Origin of the sequence: Fervidicoccus sp. (genome assembly GCF_049967375.1) — an archaeon.
In the GTDB taxonomy this organism is placed as follows: Archaea; Thermoproteota; Thermoprotei_A; order Sulfolobales; family Fervidicoccaceae; genus Fervidicoccus; species Fervidicoccus fontis.
In genome coordinates, this window is the sequence record NZ_JBMFSV010000018.1 from 1 (window position 1) to 22,616 (window position 22,616).

21 protein-coding genes and 1 tRNA gene are annotated in these 22,616 nt (G+C 34.3%); 12 read left to right on the top strand and 10 right to left on the bottom strand.

Annotated features, from left to right (window positions below):
• Positions 1–266: 266 nt before the first annotated feature.
• The 5 genes from ACP5SL_RS04310 to ACP5SL_RS04330 all read right to left on the bottom strand — a co-directional run bounded on the left by ACP5SL_RS04310 (position 267) and on the right by ACP5SL_RS04330 (position 3,839).
• On the bottom strand, positions 267–1,016 hold the full coding sequence (locus tag ACP5SL_RS04310; protein WP_014557571.1) for a DNA polymerase sliding clamp: 750 nt from the start codon (positions 1,014–1,016) through the stop codon (positions 267–269).
• Between the two features lie 38 nt (positions 1,017–1,054).
• Positions 1,055–1,291: a hypothetical protein gene (locus tag ACP5SL_RS04315; protein ID WP_148683531.1), complete on the bottom strand. Its 237-nt coding sequence runs from the start codon at positions 1,289–1,291 to the stop codon at positions 1,055–1,057.
• Positions 1,292–1,306: 15 nt separating this feature from the next.
• Positions 1,307–2,080: a DUF72 domain-containing protein gene (locus ACP5SL_RS04320; protein ID WP_148683530.1), complete on the bottom strand. Its 774-nt coding sequence runs from the start codon at positions 2,078–2,080 to the stop codon at positions 1,307–1,309.
• A 13-nt stretch (positions 2,081–2,093) separates the two neighbouring features.
• Positions 2,094–2,510, bottom strand: coding sequence for an ACT domain-containing protein (locus ACP5SL_RS04325; RefSeq protein WP_158308290.1), 417 nt, complete (start codon positions 2,508–2,510; stop codon positions 2,094–2,096).
• Positions 2,511–2,633: 123 nt separating this feature from the next.
• On the bottom strand, positions 2,634–3,839 hold the full coding sequence (locus tag ACP5SL_RS04330) for a M20 family metallo-hydrolase (RefSeq protein WP_409335748.1): 1,206 nt from the start codon (positions 3,837–3,839) through the stop codon (positions 2,634–2,636).
• Positions 3,840–4,010: 171 nt separating this feature from the next.
• Between ACP5SL_RS04330 and ACP5SL_RS04335 the strand changes: the two genes are divergently transcribed.
• The 12 genes from ACP5SL_RS04335 (at position 4,011) to ACP5SL_RS04390 (ending at position 18,087) form a co-directional block, all read left to right on the top strand.
• A tRNA-Val gene (locus ACP5SL_RS04335) sits at positions 4,011–4,084 on the top strand.
• A 632-nt stretch (positions 4,085–4,716) separates the two neighbouring features.
• On the top strand, positions 4,717–6,156 hold the full coding sequence (locus tag ACP5SL_RS04340; protein WP_272985696.1) for a TldD/PmbA family protein: 1,440 nt from the start codon (positions 4,717–4,719) through the stop codon (positions 6,154–6,156).
• A complete protein-coding gene (locus tag ACP5SL_RS04345) occupies positions 6,156–7,487 on the top strand; it encodes a metallopeptidase TldD-related protein (RefSeq protein ID WP_428228229.1) in 1,332 nt (443 codons plus the stop codon). Before ACP5SL_RS04340 ends, ACP5SL_RS04345 begins: the two co-directional genes overlap by 1 nt.
• A gap of 580 nt (positions 7,488–8,067) precedes the next feature.
• Positions 8,068–10,005 (top strand): indolepyruvate ferredoxin oxidoreductase subunit alpha, encoded by a 1,938-nt coding sequence (locus ACP5SL_RS04350; RefSeq protein WP_193804029.1) that lies wholly within the window; start codon positions 8,068–8,070, stop codon positions 10,003–10,005.
• The gene (locus ACP5SL_RS04355) at positions 10,002–10,616 is read left to right on the top strand and encodes an indolepyruvate oxidoreductase subunit beta (RefSeq protein ID WP_014557563.1); all 615 of its coding nucleotides are present in this window, start codon (positions 10,002–10,004) and stop codon (positions 10,614–10,616) included. The genes ACP5SL_RS04350 and ACP5SL_RS04355 overlap by 4 nt, the downstream gene beginning before the upstream one ends.
• Positions 10,601–12,034, top strand: a complete 1,434-nt coding sequence (locus tag ACP5SL_RS04360) for an acetate--CoA ligase family protein (protein ID WP_428228230.1) — start codon at positions 10,601–10,603, stop codon at positions 12,032–12,034. Before ACP5SL_RS04355 ends, ACP5SL_RS04360 begins: the two co-directional genes overlap by 16 nt.
• A gap of 2 nt (positions 12,035–12,036) precedes the next feature.
• Entirely contained in the window at positions 12,037–12,717 is a 681-nt protein-coding gene (locus tag ACP5SL_RS04365; protein WP_428228231.1) for an FAD-linked oxidase C-terminal domain-containing protein, read from the top strand.
• A gap of 3 nt (positions 12,718–12,720) precedes the next feature.
• Entirely contained in the window at positions 12,721–13,050 is a 330-nt protein-coding gene (locus ACP5SL_RS04370; RefSeq protein ID WP_014557560.1) for a (Fe-S)-binding protein, read from the top strand.
• A gap of 10 nt (positions 13,051–13,060) precedes the next feature.
• Positions 13,061–14,023, top strand: a complete 963-nt coding sequence (locus ACP5SL_RS04375) for a (Fe-S)-binding protein (protein WP_148683528.1) — start codon at positions 13,061–13,063, stop codon at positions 14,021–14,023.
• A 119-nt stretch (positions 14,024–14,142) separates the two neighbouring features.
• Positions 14,143–15,549 (top strand): arginine deiminase family protein, encoded by a 1,407-nt coding sequence (locus ACP5SL_RS04380; RefSeq protein ID WP_428228232.1) that lies wholly within the window; start codon positions 14,143–14,145, stop codon positions 15,547–15,549.
• 105 nt (positions 15,550–15,654) lie between these two features.
• A complete protein-coding gene (gene argF / locus ACP5SL_RS04385; RefSeq protein ID WP_148683526.1) occupies positions 15,655–16,608 on the top strand; it encodes an ornithine carbamoyltransferase in 954 nt (317 codons plus the stop codon).
• 138 nt (positions 16,609–16,746) lie between these two features.
• Positions 16,747–18,087, top strand: coding sequence for an APC family permease (locus tag ACP5SL_RS04390; RefSeq protein WP_148683525.1), 1,341 nt, complete (start codon positions 16,747–16,749; stop codon positions 18,085–18,087).
• A 36-nt stretch (positions 18,088–18,123) separates the two neighbouring features.
• Here the strand turns inward: ACP5SL_RS04390 and ACP5SL_RS04395 are convergent, their stop codons facing one another.
• From ACP5SL_RS04395 to ACP5SL_RS04415, 5 genes are all read right to left on the bottom strand, one after another.
• Entirely contained in the window at positions 18,124–19,140 is a 1,017-nt protein-coding gene (locus tag ACP5SL_RS04395; protein ID WP_014557555.1) for a glycosyl transferase, read from the bottom strand.
• A gap of 10 nt (positions 19,141–19,150) precedes the next feature.
• A complete protein-coding gene (locus ACP5SL_RS04400) occupies positions 19,151–20,038 on the bottom strand; it encodes an ATP-grasp domain-containing protein (RefSeq protein WP_014557554.1) in 888 nt (295 codons plus the stop codon).
• Positions 20,039–20,102: 64 nt separating this feature from the next.
• Entirely contained in the window at positions 20,103–21,287 is a 1,185-nt protein-coding gene (locus ACP5SL_RS04405) for a class I SAM-dependent rRNA methyltransferase (RefSeq protein WP_148683524.1), read from the bottom strand.
• A gap of 10 nt (positions 21,288–21,297) precedes the next feature.
• Positions 21,298–22,017 carry a purine-nucleoside phosphorylase gene (locus ACP5SL_RS04410; RefSeq protein WP_014557552.1) on the bottom strand — a complete coding sequence of 240 codons (720 nt, stop codon included), beginning with the start codon at positions 22,015–22,017 and terminating at the stop codon, positions 21,298–21,300.
• 59 nt (positions 22,018–22,076) lie between these two features.
• Positions 22,077–22,616: DNA polymerase domain-containing protein (locus ACP5SL_RS04415; protein WP_428228233.1), on the bottom strand; the 540-nt coding region annotated here is incomplete at its 5' end.

Sequence of the window (22,616 nt, forward strand, 5' to 3'; positions counted from 1 at the left end):
AGACATAGAAATGAAAAAATAAGTAGTTTTTATAAAGATGGACGCTCAGGAAACTTCACATTGTATCGAGAAAATGAGTGGGTAAAGGTTTTTGAGCGTTGAGACCTCTGAAACCCTAGATGAAGCTGCGCGCGTGAAGCTCTATTTGAACACCAAAAGCTCCATCATTTAAGGCGAAGTAGGTTACATGAAAAAGAGCTTGGAAATCTTACTTTGAATTTTTCAATAAAGCACTGATAATTTATAAGCATAAAATTAAATTATTGTTAAATTCTCGGAGCGACCCAATAGGTTAACGATCCACCAGGTGTAAATTGAACTTGTATTTTTATTGGAAGTTGTGAACCAAAAGCCACTTTTGTGGTAGTGTTACTGTCCATTTTTTTAGCAACCGAAGATAAAAGCTCAACACCGTATTTTGAACTCGCTTCACTTACAGAAGACTTTAATAAAATCAAAGGATTACCTTCAGTAAGAGTTGCAATATAAGCTCTGCCTTGACCTTCAGATTTAATCACAATGCTCGAATTTTTATATTCAAATTCAACTTCTTCTCCCACTTTGCTGACATCATCTAGAATATCCTTTAAATCACCAGCTAGAATTTCAAATTCTATAGGTAAATCTACCTTGGGCTCGCCTATATCTTCTACATTTTCTATAGAAACCTGCAAATCAAACGATCTAATAGCGCCGTTTTTTGAATTTTTAAAAACGATTTTTAAAATCCCTTTATCTTTTTCCAATGAAAGTTCTAAAACATCGTTTTTTGTTGCTCTTTTTAGTATTTTGTTGAAATCTCTAATTTTTACCCTGAATGATATATTCTCTTCAAGCTCGAATTCATTAAATATTTCAGATGGTATTTCTAAGATACTCATTGTAGTTTTATCTTCACTTAAGGTTTTACTGGAAATTCCTTTTTCGCTTATAGTTAAAGGAACTTCTTCTGCTACTTTTGCGAGTACGTCTATAATATCTTTAAGATCGCTTGCATCGTTTAAGATAATCTTCATAAATTTTCACCTATGGAATAAAATTGACTTTTCTAGTTTTATTCTTTTTTACTAATTTCTTCTAATATAAACTCCAGTTTTTCCAGTTTTTCTTCGGTGTTTGCATTGCTAAGTCTCTTTACCTCTATTTTCCATCCATAATCGCTACATTTGTTCCAAAGTTTAAATGTTATAAAACATCTATAGCATACATTTAATTTTCTATTTTTTATCGTACAATTAGCAGTAGGCGAATTCTTCCCGCATAAATCGCATCTGTACCAATAGATGCTCAAAGTAATCACTCTTAATTATTTTATTGCACCTGTCATAAGTTTTTTAAATCTAACAGCATCTTCTAACATAAATATATTGTTAAACAAAACATATATATTTTTATTATGAACTATAGCTTTTCCAATTAATTTTGATAGAGAGATTAAATCTTCATCTGTGTATTTATATTTGTAGTTTGTTTCTCTTTTTCCACCTAGACCGTGAAGTCTTATATAAAGGAAATGCTCATAAAAAATTTTACCTCTTCTTAATGCATCAGTTACTATCTCTACTTTTTCATTTTCGATCTTTTCTAAAAAAGAATCATCTTCAGCATATTTTCCTCTTGGTTCCCAAGCAATTTTTATATTTTTTTCAACTATGCTTGTAATTTCTTTAAAAAAACTTGAAATTCTATCTTTGGTATATTCGTCATAAGGCATAGATGGAGGAGATTGAAGAACTATTACTTCTGCATTTAACTTTCTAGCCTGATCTACAACTTTCGAGAATGCCTCAAAGTTTTCTTTTGTAGGTTTGAGGTATCCGTAATTGTTAATCTCTCCATTTATTTTATTTTTCATTTTTTTCCACGTAGGAGAAGTTGAAGGATGTGTAATCACTTGCCAGCATTTCAAGGTTATCTTATTTTCATTTCTTTTGTTTTTCAAGATATTAGAAATTTCTTTATCTGATAACAAATCATAAAAAGATTTCTGAATCTCTACTACATCTACTAGAGAAAAAACTCTCTTCATTGATGTCGGAAAGCCACATGTTCCGACAAATACTAAATTCGTAGAGTTCATAAATATGCTTTCTCTAAAAGTTCTTCTCGACAGGTTTTACAGACACCATGTAGATGACAGGCAACTCGCTTATTTTTTTCTCGATTTCTTCAGGTTTTATTTCTTTATTCCCAGGTTCAACGATCATCGTGCATTCTCCAATTTCTCCTCTCTTTATAGTAGAACATTTAGATATTAAAATGTCCAACTTCATATCCAAGAAGGCTTTTGTAAGATCTGCTAGAGCACCAGGCTTGTCTTGGAGCTCAACTCTTATTTCATAAAGCTCTTCGTTTTTAGTAGTTATTGGAGTTAAAATCATTTCTTTTTTATCTACGTCAGCAATGAGCACCATATACCTTCCTTCTGAAATATCCATAGACTCTCTTATAAAGAGTGGTATTGTTACCCTACCTTTTGGATCGATTTTTACAACACTACTTAATTTCAACGAAACCACCTTTGTGTAATTTTCTTATTATAACAATAATATAAATCTATACTCTACCTTCATATATATTTTATTACTTCACTCCTTCGTGTTTAATAAATTTAAGATTTTGGGCTAAAAAATTTATATCATTAGTGAAAGGAAGACTTTCGCATCTTCGACCATATTCTTTATTGAAGCATATTCATTTGGCTGATGTTCAACTTCATCGATAGTGCACCAAACTACAGCAGGGATTCCTTTTTGTCTGAAGAATGCCGCTACTGTACCTCCACCTATTCCGCCTGTTTTCGGTGTAATGCCCCTCAATTTTTGTATCGATTCTGTTAGCTTTTTCACTATTTCACTGTTTGGATCTGTTGGCTTTGTAGAATCACTGCGATTAACAATTTCAATTTCAATTTTGGGTAGACTTTCTCCCTCAATGACTTTTTTGTGTTTTGCAATAATTTCATTCTTTGTCTGGTTTACTACATTTAGGACTTCATCAATAGTATATTCAGGCAATATTCTACAGTCAAAAGTGATTTCATGGTCAGAGGGAATTATATTAACTGAACCAGCTGAACCTCTTACCATAGTCGGTTCGAATGTACTCCTCGGAGGGTCGAATAAATCATTTCTTTTGTTAAACTTTTCGTGCAATTTTTTATCTAATGTTATAACAAAGTCGGCAGCAACACGATGGGCATTAAGTCCTTTGTCGGGCATTGAGCCGTGGACCTGCTTCCCGGTGACCTTAACTCTTAGCCAAAGAATACCTTTTTCTGCAATTTCTATAAAGCTTCCTTCAGAATTTCCTCCGTCTGGAACTACTATCCAATCATTTTCTCCGAATAGATCTGGTCTGGCTTTTAATAAATACTGCGCTCCATATTCAGAACCGGTTTCTTCGTCGCTTACAAAAGCTAAAGCCACTGTCCTAGAGGGTCTAATTCCTAAGTCCATCAAGGCTTTTACTGCGTATAATGAAGCTACTAGAGACTGCCCATTGTCAACGGATCCTCTGCCATAAACCTTTCCATTTTTAACGACAGGTTCAAAAGGTTTGCATTCTGTCCATTTGCTTAATTCTCCAGGTGGAACAACGTCCATATGTGTTAAAAACCAGATCTTATCTTTTTCGTTTTTACCTTTATAAATAGCAACAATATTTGGTCTTATTCCTCCTTTTGCTCTTGGGTCAGGAGCATTGACTTCAATAATATCATCGAACTTCCATTTTTTAATAATTTCAAGGAGTTTTTTAGCTTTATCGAGCTCTCCTTCTCCTCCAGAACTAGGACTGATTGCAGGAATTTTTATGAGTTCTACCAAAGTATTAACCATTTCATCTTTTAATGATTCAACTTTATCTAAAAGTTCTTTGGGAATATTAGAGGTTTTATTCAAAACTTTCCCCTCATATTTTTAATGTTAAAATATTAAAAAATTAAAAATAATAAAGTTTTAGAAAAAGCTTTTAAACAGATTTTATTTAAACTAAAATTGCCATAGCTCGGGCCCGTCGTCTAGCTGGTTAGGACGCTGCCCTCACGCGGCAGAGGTCCGGGGTTCAAATCCCCGCGGGCCCATTCGTCTTCTATCATATCACAAGGAATGATTAAGGTGATCTTTTTTGACTTGAGGACATATTCACTATAGAGGTAACGCTTGTACTTGACCTTCTATACAACATAGAACATGCTATTATATATTATTGATATTACTCTCGCTTAGTTTTATGAAGGATCTTTATTATAGACTCAACATTTTTTGTTCTATTTAGTTTTTTTACAGCTGAAAATCTTTTCATTTGTTATTGCAATGAAGGTTTAAACATCTTTAAGGGTTTCATCTTTCATCTCTATTATTAGAAACTTTATCCGTTAGATACGAGATTACGTAAACACACGCTGAAGATGTTATGAATTGTATCATGAATACCGCGGGAACTCCCAAAGCTACGCCCGAAAATACTTGTTGTTTACCGGAGAATGTATCTAACTTTACTGCTCTGTTATTGAAAGATATAAACTCAAATAAATGCAAAAACCATGCTCTGTTTAGAGTGAGGGAAAAAATTAGGTAGAAACTGTGTAGCTGCAATAACTATTTTTATTTTTTAAGAAAACATTCGAAAGTTTTATTCTTCATTCCAACAAAAAAGTTATTTAAAATTTATAACAACAAATTAATTATCAATTGAAAGAGGAGATGTTTAACTTTGGATGAGGATTTACTCAGAAAAGCATTGGATTATGCATTAACACAAGGAGCTAAATATGCAGAAATAAGATTTCATAAAAATGAAGAAAATTATGTGATTCTTAGAAATGGAAATTTAATAAGTGCAGGAAAATCGTCAAGAAAAGGTATAGCCATAAGAGTACTTTATAACGGCAATTTGGCTTTTTCGTCTACAAATGATATAAGTAAAGAAAGCATTTTTACTGGTATAGATAAAGCCATTGCCAATGCAAAAGCACTCAATATAAATAAAAAAGAGAATTTTTCACTATCTGAAGAAAGGAGTCTAGGTAAGAGTAAATACGAAGTTTATGTTAAAGAATCATTTGATCAATTGCCAATAGATGAAAAAATTTCTTACTTGAAAAATTTGTACATGGTTGCTCTAGATTCCGTGAAGAATGCGAAATTGAATGCAATGTTTGAATCATACAGTGATGAAATAGAAGAAAAAGTTATCGTCAATAGCGATGGTGGATATGTAGAGAGTAAAATACCTAGACTGTACTTCTTCGGAAACATAATTATATATGACCCGCAGAAAGGATCAATGCAAAAAATGATAGAAAAAGGTGCAAGTGGAGGACTCGAGCTTCTAAAAGGCTGGAGGCTTGAAGATGAAATAAAAAATGATTTAAAATCTCTAGAAAAAGTTCTATTAGAAGGTAAATCTCCCCCAAAAGATGCTGTAGATGTGGTAGTAGGTAGTGAAATAGTAGGTCTAATTGTCCATGAAAGTGCAGGACATCCAATGGAGGCAGATAGAATCTGGGGGAGAGAAAGCGCACAGGCAGGAGAAAGCTTTGTAAAGCCTGAAATGATCGGTAAAGTGTATATAGGTAATTCGAATGCTACAGTTATAGATGATCCGACAATACCTGAGAGCAATGGATTTTACTTATATGATGATGAAACTGTCCCCGCAAGAAAGAGATATATCTATTATAAGGGTCTTTTGAACGAGCCTCTTCATAACAGATGGACTGCATCCGTATTCAAAACAAATAGCAACGGTGGAGCTAGAGCTATGGATTATACCAGTGAGCCTATTGTAAGAATGTCAAACACATATTTAGAACCAGGAGATATGACTTTCGAAGAATTAATCGAAGACATTAATTTCGGAATTTTCATTAAAAGCTATATGGAGTGGAATATCGATGATATAAGATGGGGACAAAGGTATGTAGGTTTAGAATCGTATCTAATAGAAAGAGGAGAAATTAGCGAACCCGTTTTAAACCCTGTCCTTCAATTCAATACGAGGGAATTTTACAGTAGCATAATAAGTAAAGATAAAAATCTAGAATTTTCTTCGGGAACATGCGGGAAAGGCGAGCCTCATCAAGGCGTTCCTGTTTGGCATGGAGGACCAAATATAAGATTAAGCAAAATGAAAGTGGGGGTGATCGCATAATGAGTGGGGAAATAAATAACATTGCAGAAGATGTAGCTAAAAAAATGAAAAAAGGAGGTTTTGATGACGTTGTTGTAAAAATTACGTATCTAGAAGAAACGATGACAAAAGCTGCAAATAACACGATAACAATAACACAAAACTGGTCGAATAAAAGACTTGATCTTTATCTTGCAAAGGATAAGAGAATTTCAGTTATGTCTACACATTTTAGCTCATTTGAAGATATTGAAAAAATACTCGATAGCAGTAGCAATGTAATAAGCAAGATCCAACCATCTGAACTTTATGCTGAATTGCCAAAGCCTAACGCTGAACATAGTTCAAAAATTCTTGATATCAAAGTTATCGAAAAAATGAGCGAAGTGCCCGTATACATGCAAAAAATGATAGAGAAATCTTTGGAATCCGGGGCAGAAAAGGTCGCGGGGGTTCTTTCGTTTATCAAAGAAGAGAAAGTATTGTCTATAAATGGTGAGGAAAACTTTAATGAAGTCAGTACGGCAGTTAAAACTTATATAAGATCCTTTAAAGGAGAAAAAAGCGGTATGTGGAGTTTTGGTTCAAGGTACCTTGATGAAAAAGAGCTTCTTAATACCTCAGAAAAGGCAACTCAATTTGCTTTGCTTCAAAATAAAAAAGAAAAAATTGACAGCGGAAAATATGACATAATATTGTCACCGCTTATTGCAGGAAATCTGCTGAACTACATTATGTTTTCTGCTTCAGCTTTTAATGCATTAGCTGGCCTTTCATTTTTCAAAAATAATGAAAACAACATGTATTCTGAACAACTTTCACTTTATGATTCTCCAGAAGAAACAGATCTTCCAGGCTCTACTAAATTTGATGACGAAGGACTTGCCACATATACTAAACCAATAATTGAAAAAGGAATGTTTAAAACATTCTTGCACAACTCGAAAACTGCAAAGAAATTTAATACGAAATCTACAGCTAATGCAGGAATGTTAGCTCCAATTAACTGGAATATAAAAGCAAACACTGGCGATAGTAGCTTAGAAGAAATGATCAGGGAAACAAAACTCGGCATATTCTTCAACAACAACTGGTATACACGATTGCACAACTATGCAGAAGGCATTTTCTCTACCGCGCCTAGGGATGCCATTCTTCTCATAAAAGATGGAGAAATTGTAGGGTATTTAGATAGAATTAGAATAGCCGATTCATTTAGCAATTTATTGAAGAAAATCTCAATGCTTTCAAAAGATATATATAAGATTTGGTGGTGGGAAGTAAGTATACCTACTAAAGTCCCTTACATTAAAGTTGACTCTATAAGAATTGCAACCGAAAGTTTAGCATAAAATTTGATTTATTAATTTTTTAATAAATTTCTTAAGAAAAATTTAAAAAACAAGTAAAATATACGAAGTAGAGGTTATAGATAAAGGAGTGGAGAAATTAATGGGTAGTGAAAGGAAATTCAGCGTATGCCTCAAAGTCCTGTACTAAGTATGGATATGTGAAAGAAGACTTTACTCTATCTGATCGTATTTTTGTCTTTCTGATTGCGTGCTCTGATCAGTGATCATGACTATAATGCTTTTCTAAGCATTTCGCTTTTGGTTCGGGAAGCTTTTAAAGCTTGCAGACAGGAAATATTCATAACAAGATGGAGATGCCCACCTGTAAGGGCAGGGTTAGTTCACATGAAATAAAAATATAGAAAGATAGAAAGTTTATTTATAAAAATTAATATATTCAAGTTTTTATTGATAAAGCATCATTACAATGTTTATTATTATATAACATTTATAAAATGTAAAATAATTACTTTAAATTTATAATAATGGAGATATTTATGAACGGGAAAAATTTATATATAAAGTAAAGTAATAAATAATTTTATATCACAAATTATCTATTTCAAAAAGGCGAAACAAAATGAGTTCTGAAAAAAATCCTTTACTTTTAGATGAACCAGGAAAAAGAATGTTAATGGTAGGCAACCAGGCTATCGTAAGGGGCGCGCTTGAAGCTGACGTTGATGTTGTTGCAGGATATCCTGGTACTCCGTCTTCTGAAGTTTTAGAAATGCTAAACGAAATGAGAAAACAGTTAGGCATTTATGCGGAGATCTCCGTTAACGAAATGGTGGCAGCTGAAGTGGCAGGCGGTGCAGCAGCTGCAGGGCTCAAGGCTCTAGTTACTATGAAGCATGTAGGTGTCAATGTGGCTTCTGACTTCTTTAATGTAATAAATATGACGGGCATAGATGGAGCGTTGGTAATATATGTTGGAGATGACCCTGGTGCATGGGTATCTCAAAATGAGCAAGATACTAGAATTTACTGTGAGATGTTTCACTTCCCTTGCTTAGAGCCATATGATCAGCAGACTGCAAAAGATTTAATGATAAAGGCCTTCGAACTTTCAAAAAAATACAGCTTGCCAGTAATTGTTAGATCAACGCACAGAATTGCGCATGCGAGCGGTTCTGTAACGATTGGTAAGTTACCTAAGTATCCGAAAGAGCTTCCAGAAGGCAAGTTCGTTAAGAATCTTGACAGATGGTACACCGGAGACGTATTCATACAAAAATTACATAAAGAACTACATGAAAAACTCTATAAAATACAAGAAGACATAGAGAACTTGAATCACTATTATGAAAAGGGAAATAGCAAAATAGGAATAATAGCAGATGGTATAAACATAATGTATGCTAGAGAGGCTTTGCAAAAGCTTGGACTTGAGGGAAAAGTAAGCATTCTAGGTCTGGTAGGAGTTTTCCCAGTACCAAGAAAGGTAATCGCAAACTTCATAAATGGTTTAGATAAGGTTTTAATTGCTGAGGAAACCGAACCTTATCTCGAAAACTATGTAAATGTTATCGCTCATGAGAACGGTTTGAGCAATCTTAAAGTTTATGGACGTAATACTGGAAACATACCTTGGAGCAATGAATTGAATAGCTCAATAATCGCCAATGCATTAGTTGATATAGCAGGTAAAGAGCTTGGTGCTAAAGGATTACCAGAAATACCAACACAAGTAAAAGAGGCAGTTAAAAAAGCTCAAGAAATAACTCCATTTAGATATCTGACATTCTGTGCCGGCTGTCCTCATCAAGGAACATTTTATGCCCTTAAGATGGCACTTTTACGTGAAGGCGTTAAAATTGACAATATACCAATAATTCTAGATATAGGGTGCTACGGTCTTGCTCCGTTCTCTCCAATGAGAATCGGTGATGTTAGCCTGAACATGGGTTCAGGATTTGGATTTCCGCAGGGGCTTAGAGTTGCATTGAAAACAAAGGATCCAGTTATAGGTGTTGTGGGAGATTCGACATTCTTCCATGCATCAATACCTGCATTAATAAATGCAAAATGGAATGGTCAGAAAGGAATGCTATTCATAGTTGCTGATAACAGGATTACAGCAATGACCGGAGGTCAGCCGAACCCGAGTTCGGGAATGAGAGGAGATCATTCGCAGAATCCATCAATAAATGCGGAAGACGTGATCAAAGCTATGGGCTATGAAGTTGAAGTAATCGATCCATATGATGTTAAAGGCTCTATAGAGGCATTTAGGAAAGCTATAAAGAAAATAAGAGAGACCGGTGAAAACGTAGTTGTTGTATCAAAGAGGGGCTGTGCGTTATATGTAGAGCCGCCAAAGACTCCTTACTATATTGACCCGGATAAATGTACGGGATGCCGTGTTTGCCTATTGACTCTTGGATGCCAAGCTTTACAGTGGGATTCTGTTAAGAAAAAAGCTCACATTGCAGATGAACTTTGTGTCGGATGTGGAGTATGTGCGCAAGTATGTCCTTATAATGCGATAATAAAACCGGAGGGTGGTAAACAATGAGCAACGAAACTAAACAGGTAATTGTAACAGGTATAGGTGGACAAGGAAACGTATTAATGGCAAGGATATTGGTAGCAGCTGCCATAGATTCCGGCCTTGAAGGAAGGGTAGGAGAATTATACGGCTCAGCGCAAAGAGGCGGACCAGTTGCGAGTCATGTGAAGTTCGGGAAAAAAGCATTTTCTCCGATAATTTTAGAGCATGAAGCAGATGCAATCATATCGTTAGAGCTATCTGAAAGTTTAAGGAGACTTAACATGCTAAAGCCGAATGGTGCAATACTAATAAACGATTATAGAATAATACCGTCATCAGTAATGTTGGGTGAATCTAAATATCCTACTAAAGAAGAAGTAATAGAAGCTATAAAGAAAGTCACGGATAAGATATGTATTATACCGGCAACCGATATGGCAAAACAGCTAGGCAACGCAAGAATTGCTAACGTCTTGATGCTAGGAGCATTTAGAGTGTTCTTTGATACCGGTATAGATAGAGAATACTTTATCCAAGCAATAAAAGAAAATGTAAGACCAAAATACGTTGAGTTGAATATAAAAGCATTCGAAAAGGGTGAAGAATTAGGTAGAGAGTTATGCAAAGCGATCTAAAATATTTTTTTTATCCTAGTAGCGTCGCTATAATTGGAGCTTCTGAAGATCCTCTTAAAATAGGAGGGTTAGTTTTCAGAAACGTTATCAGCGGGTATAAAGGCAAAGTGTTTCCAATAAATCCTAAGCATAATATGCTTAACGGATACAAAGTATATCGAAGTATATTAGACGTGCCAGACGAGGTTGATTTGGCGATAGTTGTCATTCCTGCCGCAGGAGTTCTAAGTGCTATAGAAGAGGCATGTAAAAAGAAAGTCAAAGCGTCAATAATAATAACATCGGGTTTTGCAGAGACAGGAGAACAGGGTAGAAAACTCCAAGAACAGGTGATAACAAGAGCTAAAAGCTGTGGAATGAGAGTTATTGGCCCGAACTCATTCGGAATAGTCTCGACAGCAGTCGATTTAAATGCTACATTCGGAGTTGGAATCCGAAGAAAAGGATCTACTGCATTTATATCACAAAGTGGAGCGATCGCTGACGGTACGTTTGACTGGTTCCAAGACGAAGGAATTGGGTTTAGCATCCTTGTAAATCTTGGAAATAGAGGAGATGTTAATGAGGCTGAAATCATTAGATTTTTGAAAGAAGACGAGACAACTAATACTATAGGAATATACCTTGAAGGATTGCCTAATGGCCTAGGAAGAGAGTTTTTAAAGGCAGTAGAAGAAACCATAAGCGAAAAACCAATTGTAGTTCTCAAATCAGGAAGAAGTTCTAGTGGTGCCAGAGGCGCAATGTCGCATACAGGTTCGCTTGCTGGAAGCTACAATATATATAAGACTGCAATTCAGCAGCACCACGCTTTTGTAGTAGAATCAATGCAAGATTTGATAGACTATATAAGAGCTTTAAGTATGCAGAAGAATAGAACGACAAATAGTGAAATTAGGGGTATAGGAATATTGAGCAATTCTGGAGGACTTGGTATATTGGCAGCTGATGAAGCGGAAAAGGTTGGATTTAACGTTCCTATGCTACCACAGAATGTAATAGATGAAATCAGAAAAATTATCCCTCCTTATGGTGCACCATATAACCCAATAGATGTAACAGCTCAGGGAACGCCAAAACAGCAATATGAATTTTATTCAAAGACATTCAAAGTATTAGAAGAGCACAATGTAGTTGATGGATATGTGGTAATAATTGAGGGTAGTTTTCCAAGAGAAACTGTAGAAGCTATAACAGATGCGATAATAAATGAGATCGTTCCAATAACGAAAAAACCTATAGTAGTAAATTGGTATGCGGCGAAATCTATAATTGAAGATCTCGCAAAGAAAATAGAGAATGAAAAAGTGCCTGTGTATCCCACACCAGAAAGAGCGATTCATGGTCTTCAAGCTCTAATTAATTATTCATTAGCAAGGAAAAAAGCTCAAATAAAAGCCTTAATTTCTCAATCTTAATTATGGAGTTTGTCGATGACAAAAGCGTTGAGCTTACACTTAAAGTTTTAAAAATCAATATAGCTGGAAATGGACATTATTTTGTTACTTCTATAATAACTTCTCCAGAATCTTCTGAAAGGGTATTATCTCTAGTCGAAAACATACTGAAAAGAAATGGAGCAAAAAATGTGTATAAAGCAAAGACTTTAGATGAAGCCGAAAGCGAAGGGATATTCGATATAAGAAGAAATTATGACATCGGATTGAGAGATCTAGTAGTAAAAATGCGAAAGAATCCTGCTAGCAAAATAATAGATTACAATGAAGATATAAGCGTTCCTCCTTCGAAGCTTCCAGAAGCTGTAAGAAGAATAAGAGAAATAGAAAAAAGATATGGATTACCTTTAACGCTTGCTGGACACGTAGGAGATGGAAACTTGCACCCCGTAATTAAAATCGAGGAAAAGAACATAGAGCAGATTGAAACATACGAAAAGATGAAAAGCGAGATACTTAAAGCTGTGATTGAATTGGGCGGTACTGTTAGCTCTGAACATGGAATAGGTCTGGATAAGAAAAAAGACCTGATAATGGAACTAAAAAGCAAAAACAGCGTGAAGGATATCGATATAATGAAATCAATTAAGCAAACATTTGATCCTAAGAACATTTTGAACCCTGGTAAAATATTTGAGGTGTAGGAAATGGAGGATGCTCAAAGCAAAGATGAAGAAATTGTCAACGAAAAAATAAAAGTAGTTCTTGATGATGCTTTAAGCTGTGCCTTTTGTGGAAACTGTGAATGGGTCTGCCCTACTTTGAAGATTAAGAAAAATAGAATATATGGGCCTAGAGGAAGAATCACAGCAATTCTTAATTTTGTAAGAGAAAACGTTCTTACGGATGGCGCAGTTGATGCTATATTCACTTGCCTTCAATGCGGTGCTTGCGTTACACAGTGCCCAGCAAATATAAGAATTGATGAAGATGTTAGGACAGTTAAATCATATCTGATAAATAAAAATATGCTTTAAGGTGAAAAAAATGACACTTCCAATTAAGGAAATTTTAAATATGATGGTGAGCTTTGATAAGAAATATGGGATCCCATTTCCCGTTTCAACTGAAATCATATACAAATGGGCTTTGGGCACCGATTTGCCAAAAAACACAGATACAGTAATCTATACCGGTGGATTATATCAGCTAGTACCTTACATTAAAGAATTTACCAATTATCTAGAGTCAATTGAAGAAGCTAAAGGTACTTCAATTATTATGAAATTCGGAGAAAGATTCATTAGCTTGACTGATTTTTTCGCTAAAATAGTTGTAAACGTATCAAAGGATGAACTTGAAAAGCAATATTCTATAATACGAAATATAGTTGAACTTATAAAGTCAACGGGAACAGATTTTGGTTATCTTTATGATAAGGACATGTATACAGGTGTTCTTTTGTTTGACTATGGACTAAAAGATGCTTTTAAAGAACACGCAGAATCAGTTCATAAAAATTTAAAGGAATCGGGTGTTAAGGCAGTAATAACTATAGACCCTCATACTACGTACATATTGAAAACTATTTATCCAAAAATTTTAAAAGATTTTAACATTAATGTCATCAATTACTTAGAGTTGCTTTATAAATTTAAAATGAAACCTAAAAGAGAAATTCACGAGAGCTTTACGATACATGATCCTTGTTATTATGCTAGAAACCTCAACATCATTACTCAACCAAGAGAACTTCTTTTAAACGGAGGAGTAAAAATTAACGAACCTTTTAGAACAAAAGAATTGACTTTTTGTTGTGGCAGTCCAGTGGAGACATTATCTCCTTCATTATCAAAAGAAATAGCGAAAACTAGGCTAGAAGAGCTTGTTCTCACAAGTGATCGCATTATAACGATGTGCCCTATGTGTAATCTTTCCCTTTCGAGAGTTAATGAGAAGAATGCAAGTATAGAAGATATTTCAGAAGTCCTCAAAAAAATTTACTTGTAAAAAGTTCGAATTTTTATTTAAAAATAATTTTTTATTAATAAAAAATTGATTAAATAGTTTTTTGATAATTCTAAAAAAGATATATATTAAAGAATTATAGAAATAATTTGGTGAAAAAATTGAATTTTATTGATATTGACATAATAAGCAAAATGGAAAAAAATGAGTTAGAGAGAGGGCTAAAGCTTGTCTTTAATCCGCCCATTACTTCTTTTGACCTCAGTGAATCAGTAAGAAAAAAAGCAGGAATAGTTTTACCGCAACAGCCTATAACGGAATCTATAGAACTCTCTAAAATTGAGAACGCTTTAGGAAATAAAGCCCTCGAAAAATTTCTTGCACTGGATCAAGTTATAAGTTTAATGCCATATAACGATTATATGAAACTAAAAGAAAAAAGTGATATGGAAATTCTTTTTGATTGGGAAGAAAAAATCGCAAAACAAATCTCCGTAATAGAAAATTTAAGGAGTGATGATTTAAGAGGTGAAGATTCGAAAAGAGAAGGAATACTAATGCTGGCAGTTTCTAATAAACAGTTAAATATAGTAAAGGGAAGACATACTGAATGGGTTTGGAGAGAAAAAGCCCTGGATGGTTCTGATGCTCCTGATGCAATAAAACTGTCTGAAGATATTTCCAGAATAGCTAACACGCTTAGTGAAAATGGAGTGAAGACTTTTGTTGCAATAGATTCCGAAATTTATGATGAAGCGAAGAACCTCTTCGTAAGGTCAAAGATTTTTAAAGTAAATGTCCCTGAAAATATGGCCAAAATATTCTATACAAGAGACCAGAGTGTAACGTGGCTAAAATATCCAATTATTGGTAACATGAGCTTGAAGCTAAGAAGAGGGGAAGAGGAAGTTCTTAATGAAATATACTACAACTTAAATATATACCCTATGGCAAGGGCGAGATGGGTTAAATTTGACAACATGCTGGTTAGAGCTGTAATGGAGGGAGGAAATTTCTTTATAATAAAAACTGAAAAAGGAGTTGCACTGTTGACAGGCATCGGGGTAAGAGGTTCTAACTATGCGACATTTAAATTTTTAGGCGAGATATTGCCAGAAGACGTTAGGATAATAGGAGTTCCTCTAGCTGGATACATTAAATACTGGGAATTTGGGGCTGTTCATCTCGATACCGCATTTGCTTACTTGGGAGACGTTGGTGGCGAAAGAGTGGGGATAATAGATCCTTCAAGAGTTGGCTTTTATTCTGCTTTAGAATATGATAGAAAAAGCGGGATGTTTAGAGTAACAGAAATCCTTAAGCTCATGAAAGAGCTTGAAGTTAAAATTGATGAGATGCCAAGGGAGAGTCAGAGCCCGATCACCATGACAAACGCTTTAAATCTCGGCAATGGAAAACTGGCGGTTGATTCTTATAATGAGAAAGCAAATGAATATATAGAAAAAACTTACGGACTTGAATTATTGAGAATAAAAATACCTCAGATTGAAGCCGGCGGCGGAGGAGTTAGGTGCTCTACAAGAGAGCTATGGGAGTTAAATAAGTGAAAAATCTAAAAAAATAACTAAATGATTATTTTTTAATTTTTGTTAGGACATTAAATATTTATTATGTTTGAACAAAATTAATAAATTTAATAAAAGGTGAAAGATATGTTTGATTTTTCGAAAATAAAAAATTTTAGAGGTAGGGATTTTATTACTACAAGAGCTTTTAGTAGAGAAGAAATAGATTACTTGATTGATTTAGCTGTAGAGTTAAAGCAACTTAGGGAACTTGAAATTGAGTTCTTACCATTAAGAGGAAAAACAATAGGGATGCTATTTAGGAAACCATCAACTAGAACTAGATCTTCATTTGAAGTAGGTATTGCAGAACTTGGAGGCATTCCCTTTTATTTTAGGCCTGATGAGATGCAATTAACAAGAGGCGAACCGGTAAAGGATACAGCAAGAGTCCTTGATAGATATCTGAAAGGGTTCGTAATAAGGACATTTGGACAAGATGAAGTTGAAGAATTTGCTAAGTATATGAAAGTGCCGGTTATCAATGCTTTGACGGATTTAGAGCATCCATGTCAAGTCCTTGCAGATTTAATGACGATTAGAGAGAAAAAAGGCAAATGGGATGGATTGAGAGTCGTTTATACAGGGGACATTTGGAATGTCGCACATTCATTAATAGTAGAAGCACCAAGACACGGAATGGATTTCATAATAGCAGTTCCTAAAGGATATGAACCTAATGAAGAAATTTGGAAATTTGCTGAGCAAGAAGCAAGAAAAAGAGGGACTAGATTGGAAATAGTCCATGACCTCAACGAAGCAGTTAAAGGTGCAGATGTAGTGATCGCAAATACTTGGTGGAGTATGGGTAAGCCGGAGCAGGAAAAAGATAAAAGAAAAGAAGACTTTAAGCCATTCACAGTTACTCCTTCTCATATGGAATTAGCAAAGCCTGATGTGATTTTTATGCACTGCCTGCCAGCATATAGAGGAAATGAAATGACCGAAGAAGTTATAGAAGGTAAATGGAGTGTTGTTTTCGATGAAGCAGAAAATAGGTTGCATACAGAAAAAGCAGTATTAACCGCTGTAATACCATAATTTTTTAAATAAATCATATTTATAAATAAAGAATTAAATTTTTATTTTTTCAAGTCTTGATTTTTTAACTTTTACAGAAACATTAAAATATATGATCATTAATAAATATTTTATTTATAAAAAAGTGAGGTTAAAAATATGACTTCTCAGGGTTTAAAAAGGCAGGTTAAATGGTATGTTTCAGCGGCTTTAGTTATTGGAACTTTAGGAGCAACAGGTTTATTTGGTAACTTGCCAGTAACTTATAGTATGGCTGGTCCTGCAGCAGCTCTTGTCTGGATTGTTACACTGCTTTTTGGTGCTTTTGCAGCGGTAGTTTTAGCTTATAACTTTACAATATGGCCAGATAAGGCGGGAGCTGAGTACGCTCCAGTGAGAATAGCACTGGGAAAAATACCTGGAGCCATTGCAGGTTGGGGATTTTATATAAACTGGGGAACTGCAGGAGCAATAGCTTCTCTAATATTAGGCAGATATATATTTGGCACAGATCCTTCGACGTTTCTACACAGACAGCTATTCGCTTTTGCTTTGGTAACGATATTTTTTGTGTTCAATTATTTTGGCATTAAAATAGCAGGTATAACTCAGACTATACTCACAATACTTAAAGTAGTACCCCTCATATTAGTTGGTCTCGTAGCTATTCCATTCGTCAATTTGTCTAATTTCCACCCTTTTTGGGTTTCTGGAGTTCCTGGAGTTCAGGCTAATACCATGGAAGGCATGCTTATGCTGTTCCTTTCTGCCGCACTAATTGCCACTTGGAGCACATATTCAACGGATATTTTTGCTTCGATTGTACCAGAAATCGAAGATCCCGAAAAGGGAATTCCAAGGGCAGCTTGGTTCTCGGTTGTAGTGTCTTTGGCTTTTGTCGGTTTAATAACAATCACTGCTATAGGTGTTTTAGGTTCACAAATGGGGACTCTTTCAAAGCCACTATTTCAGTATGGTCAAATTGTTTTGGGGAATGCTGGAGAAATATTGCTATGGATAGCATTAGTTTGTGGTGCTTTGACTGTTCCAAATGTTGCTTTAATGAGCGCATCAAGAGTAACATATCAGATGGCTGTAGAAGGAGACATGCCGAAGATTTTTGCAAAAACTAATAAATATGGCGTTCCACATTGGGGATTAATTCTAATATATCTAATAAACGTTATAATGATATTCTATACTGCTGCATATGCAGTTTTGGTAGCTATTGTCCAAGTTCCTTGGATTGTCTGTTGGTTCTTGCTGGGTGTAGCAAATCTTAAAATTAGAGCAACAAAAGAATGGCATGAAAAGGCTATATTTAAAGCCCCATGGTGGGTAGTAATAGGAGCTTTTATTGTAGGTTTAATCGGTTTTGGATATTGCTATGCATATGGAGTATTATGGGGCTGGCATGATATAATTTTAGGCATCGTGTTTGTTCTATTGATATTAGTAATAATGGCTGTAGATTCTCTAGTAAGCAGAAATAAAAAATAATTTTTTCTTTTTTCTATTTTATTTTTTAGCAAAAAATCAAAATAAAATGGCATAAAAGATCATTGTGAAAATGCTTGAGATACTTACTAAGAGATATAAGGATATCACAAGTTCCTTTTCAGATAAGGGATTTTTTAGAGTTAATAAATGAGCAAGAGTTATTGGTGCATTTTCATCCGGATTTGCTTTAATTATGTTATTATCTCTATCTGGAATCGTTGGTCTCGTCTTTAGTTCATGATGCTCTATTATGCCTTTTATACTGCTTAAAATTGTGAAGCCATTCGTTACTATTGGAATAGCTGCCATAACAAGAAAGAACTCAGTTTTGCTTAAGATAGCTATGGTAGCTAAGATCGCTCCCCACGATAAAGAACCGCAATCTCCATTGAAACTCTTTCCTGGATAAAAGTTATGTGGTAAATATCCTATAAGAGAAGAAATAGTAAGAACGGCTAAAATAATTGCAATTTGATATAAAGGATCGCTTTTTGGTAATAATGGGAAAAATAAAAAGGAAAGGAAAGTAAAAATTGTCAAAATTAGAACTACTCCCGGAGCAACTCCCGTAAATGTATCAGTCATATTTATAGCATTAGATGCTACAGCATAAATTATTGGAAGAAGTATAGGATAAACAATAGATAACCTCGCATTTCCTAAAAAAGGTATGAAAACAAATGGCCTATAAAGAGACGCAAAATAAATAGCGATTCCAGGCAGTGCTGTCAATAGGACCTTTGTTATCCCTCCAAGTCTCTTCATATCATCATATAAGCCAACAATTCCAACGAACCAGATAATCAAAAGAATAGTAATTAAATCATTAAAAATCATTTTGTTTCCTGCATTCATAAACATATAAATTAAAATCGAAAAGGACCAGCCAAATAGAAAGCCTAATCCTCCAGATTTCGGTAAAAATCTACCAGGCTTCTTATGAACATCCTCACCTAAAAGTCCAATCCTTCTTTCAAATCTTTCTACAATGAATGTAAAAAAATAAGTAAAAAATATACCTACTATTGCTGAAATAAATAAATCAACATACATTTTAGACAACCTATTTTTTATAAGTTTTTTCAGCTTCTTCAACTAATTTTCTAGCAGGATTGAGACCCATAGATAAGGGACCCTTCCAATTAGGAGAGGCATTTGCTTCTAGTATATACCTCTCCCCTTTTTCAGATTCTGCTATATCTATTCCTGCATAAAATAGTCCTAAAAGTTCAGTAGTTTTTATTGAAAGCTCTTTTAACTCTTCATCTAATACTGCAGGTTCAGGCGTAGCTCCTTGTGCTATATTTGTTTTGAACAATCCTGGCCTAGCCTTTCTGTAATAAGCCGCATAAATTTCCCCATTTATTACCAAGATTCTTATATCTCTGTTGTCTTTCTTGTTAATGAATTCTTGAAGTAGTATTGGTTGATTCCATGAGAGAAGCTGTTTTAAAACAGTATATGCAACATCGACATTATCTAGAAGCATCACTCCTCTTCCCAAGCTACCAATAATAGGCTTTACTACAACTTTTCCATATTCGTTTATAACATCTAACGCTTTTTGCAGGTCTTCAGTAATTATTGTCTTAGGATAGGGAAGTCCATTTTTTGACAGAATCAACGGTAAGAGAGATTTATCTCTCGCAGTCATAATAGATGAATAACTATTAATAGTGAATGTTCCTGTCTCTTCTAGAATTTTTACTATGTTTGTCATCCAAATAAAATGTTCAATTGAGCCAGGATAACTCATTCCTCTAATAAATGCTATTTCTGGCTTTATCTCTCTTTTACCTCTGATAATTATCCGACTATTGTTAACATAAATCACATTAAGCTCCTGAGGTCTTATGTAATTTGCCGAATGACCTCTAGCTTTTGCTTCTCTAATAATTTGTCTTGCAGAAAATGGAGGAATAGCACTTGGATGTATTACAGAGATTTTCATAGTTAACACTTTAACATCAATGTTTTTAATTTAGACTTAAAAAGTTATTTTTAATAGCATTCTTCTATTCTAATTCTAACAAAAATCCTTTTAGATATCTAAGTTCAACATCCAATGGTCTTGTGAATGGAAATACATTGAATGGAGAAAGCTCATAAATGACCCTCGATTTATAACCATAATAGTTTATCCATTCTTGCAAAATTTTTAATAATTCATCCGAACTAAGATGAAAACTGCAACTTGATGCGTAAATATATCCTCCCAGCTTAACAAGCCTTAAGGTGTTGCCAAATAGCTTTTTATATGCTTTAATTCCCTTTTCATATAAGTTTTTTGACGGGATAAATGCTGGAGGATCAACTATTACGATGTCGAACTGCATTTTTTTGATCAAAAGCGAATCTATAACCTTTTCAACCCTTCCGCGGATTATTTCAAACTTGTCTTCGAATCCATTTTTGATAAGGTTTTCTTTTGCAATATTTAATGCTCTATCATCTTCATCAACAAGTAAAGAAAAAGATGCGCCTGCCTTTAATGCATGGGCGGAAAAGCTTCCTGTATATGAAAAAAGGTCTAAGATTTTTGCACCATCTAAAGATAGAGATGAAATCTTCTTTCTCGCTTCTCGCTGGTCTAGATAAAAACCTGTTTTTTGTCCATTTAAAAAATCGATTTTAAATATTAAGTCATCTTCTTTAATGTAAGTATACGGAGGCGGCTCTCCATGAAGAAACTTTTTTTCTATTGGTAATCCAAAAAATTTTCTTCCTCTTTGATCATTTTTTAAAAAAACTCGTTCAGAAATACCAGCTTTTACTATAGCATCAGCCAACAGACTAAGATTTCTATCCCAGCCATAGCTTGTAGTTTGGATTACGGAAGTGTCATTAAAAACGTCTGTTATTAATCCAGGCGTTCCATCACAATCGCCATATAATAACCTATACCCTCTTTCTTTCTTTTCTCCGATTTTTTTTCTAATGAGATACCCTTGGTTAACTCTCCACCTAATTAGCTCATTTAAATCAGGATTGTCGTATTCGCTTATATAAGATATTATCCTACCCCCAATAGAACCAATTTTTTCATAAAAACCATATCCAATAACTTCTCCGTTGAATAAAAATTTTACAAAATCTCCATTAGATAATGAGGAGTCGCTTTTTACCCATTTAGAGTAAATAGAATAAAAATGCTTTTCAATTAAACTTTTTGCCCCTTTTTTAATTTCTACAGTTTTCATATTTTTCACTTCAAACTGCAAAATTAGTTAAAGCGTCAAATATGTTTGTAGCTACCGAAACCATCTTTTTATTAATTTGTGCTGAATCTAGCATCTCCTCCCCATTTCTTAGGAGATGGTTAGTTACATATAATACACATCCGGTCTTTAAACCTCTTAGCCAACCTATCATCGCTAAACCGGCACATTCCATTTCTATAGCAAAAAATCCTAAACGTGATAATTTTAAGGCCAAATCTTTCGATTCTGAATAAAAAGCATCGCTACTTATAATAGGACCGACATGAAAATTAAAGTCGCTCCTTTTAAAATTATCGACTAGGGTATTGATAAGATCGAAAGAAAACCCATTTGGAGGAATTATATCATCAAAATACTGCCTTATTGCACTTGAATTAAAATGTCCTGCTGATTCTGCAATTACTATATCGCCAATTTTTACTTGCTCCTTTAATGAGCCAGATGTTCCAAACCTTATTATAGCCTTTGCGCCTAATGAAACAAGCTCTTCAAATACAATTAACGCACTTGGCATTCCGATTCCATGGGTTACAATACTTATTCTTTCTCCTTTATATGTCCCTGTATAAGACAATAAACCTCTATTTTCATTTATTAGCTTGGGATAGTCAAGCAAAGAATTTGCTAATAATGAAGCTCTATTAGGATCTCCAACAGTTACAACTTTTTTCGCTAGATCGTTCTTTCCAATTTTAAGATGAATAGGCATCCTATATCACTTTTTTCTAAAGTATTCAAGTTAAGAACACACATTAAACATAAAATATATTATTTTTTCTGCTTACTTGAAAGGTAGTCAAAGAGCGATTTTTGCTTTTCTATCGCTCCCTGTTTTAATACGCTTTCTGAAACGCCAAAATACTCTAATATTCTCATAGCTGCAGGAATAATCTGGTGATCTACGTAATAATCGACATCAATCTCATCAAGTGTAGCAGCAAAATATGGCTTTACTTTTTCACTGATTTTTCCTTCTCCAGATACAACTACATATCCTACCTTATCTCCAGGTGATATTTTTAGTCCATATTCTTGATACAACTTTGCAGCAGTTACATGCGGTGCATCAACTTCATATTCTTCAATAGGCTTTGTTATCGTTTTCCATATTACAAGCTTATCAATAGGAATTTTCTTTTCTTTTAGATTTCTAATAATTTCTTTAGTATATTCTATCGCTTTTTCTGTGGTTCCCTTTTCCAATATGAGTCTTGCAATTTCTGTTTGTATATCTTTGGAAATTTCAGACCAATCCCCTCTTATAGCTTCAAAACCAACAATATCTATTATATTATCTATTGTAATTCC

Bases quoted from the DNA above. Each gene is read 5' to 3' on its own strand.
- ACP5SL_RS04310 (WP_014557571.1), bottom strand. From the start codon at position 1,016: ATGAAGATTATCTTAAACGATGCAAGCGATCTTAAAGATATTATAGAC.
- ACP5SL_RS04320 (WP_148683530.1), bottom strand. From the start codon at position 2,080: ATGAACTCTACGAATTTAGTATTTGTCGGAACATGTGGCTTTCCGACA.
- ACP5SL_RS04330 (WP_409335748.1), bottom strand. From the start codon at position 3,839: ATGGTTAATACTTTGGTAGAACTCATAAAAATTCCTGCAATCAGTCCT.
- ACP5SL_RS04345 (WP_428228229.1), top strand. From the start codon at position 6,156: ATGAGTGGGGAAATAAATAACATTGCAGAAGATGTAGCTAAAAAAATG.
- ACP5SL_RS04350 (WP_193804029.1), top strand. From the start codon at position 8,068: ATGAGTTCTGAAAAAAATCCTTTACTTTTAGATGAACCAGGAAAAAGA.
- ACP5SL_RS04355 (WP_014557563.1), top strand. From the start codon at position 10,002: ATGAGCAACGAAACTAAACAGGTAATTGTAACAGGTATAGGTGGACAA.
- ACP5SL_RS04360 (WP_428228230.1), top strand. From the start codon at position 10,601: ATGCAAAGCGATCTAAAATATTTTTTTTATCCTAGTAGCGTCGCTATA.
- ACP5SL_RS04365 (WP_428228231.1), top strand. From the start codon at position 12,037: ATGGAGTTTGTCGATGACAAAAGCGTTGAGCTTACACTTAAAGTTTTA.
- ACP5SL_RS04370 (WP_014557560.1), top strand. From the start codon at position 12,721: ATGGAGGATGCTCAAAGCAAAGATGAAGAAATTGTCAACGAAAAAATA.
- ACP5SL_RS04375 (WP_148683528.1), top strand. From the start codon at position 13,061: ATGACACTTCCAATTAAGGAAATTTTAAATATGATGGTGAGCTTTGAT.
- argF (WP_148683526.1), top strand. From the start codon at position 15,655: ATGTTTGATTTTTCGAAAATAAAAAATTTTAGAGGTAGGGATTTTATT.
- ACP5SL_RS04390 (WP_148683525.1), top strand. From the start codon at position 16,747: ATGACTTCTCAGGGTTTAAAAAGGCAGGTTAAATGGTATGTTTCAGCG.
- ACP5SL_RS04395 (WP_014557555.1), bottom strand. From the start codon at position 19,140: ATGTATGTTGATTTATTTATTTCAGCAATAGTAGGTATATTTTTTACT.
- ACP5SL_RS04400 (WP_014557554.1), bottom strand. From the start codon at position 20,038: ATGAAAATCTCTGTAATACATCCAAGTGCTATTCCTCCATTTTCTGCA.
- ACP5SL_RS04405 (WP_148683524.1), bottom strand. From the start codon at position 21,287: ATGAAAACTGTAGAAATTAAAAAAGGGGCAAAAAGTTTAATTGAAAAG.
- ACP5SL_RS04410 (WP_014557552.1), bottom strand. From the start codon at position 22,017: ATGCCTATTCATCTTAAAATTGGAAAGAACGATCTAGCGAAAAAAGTT.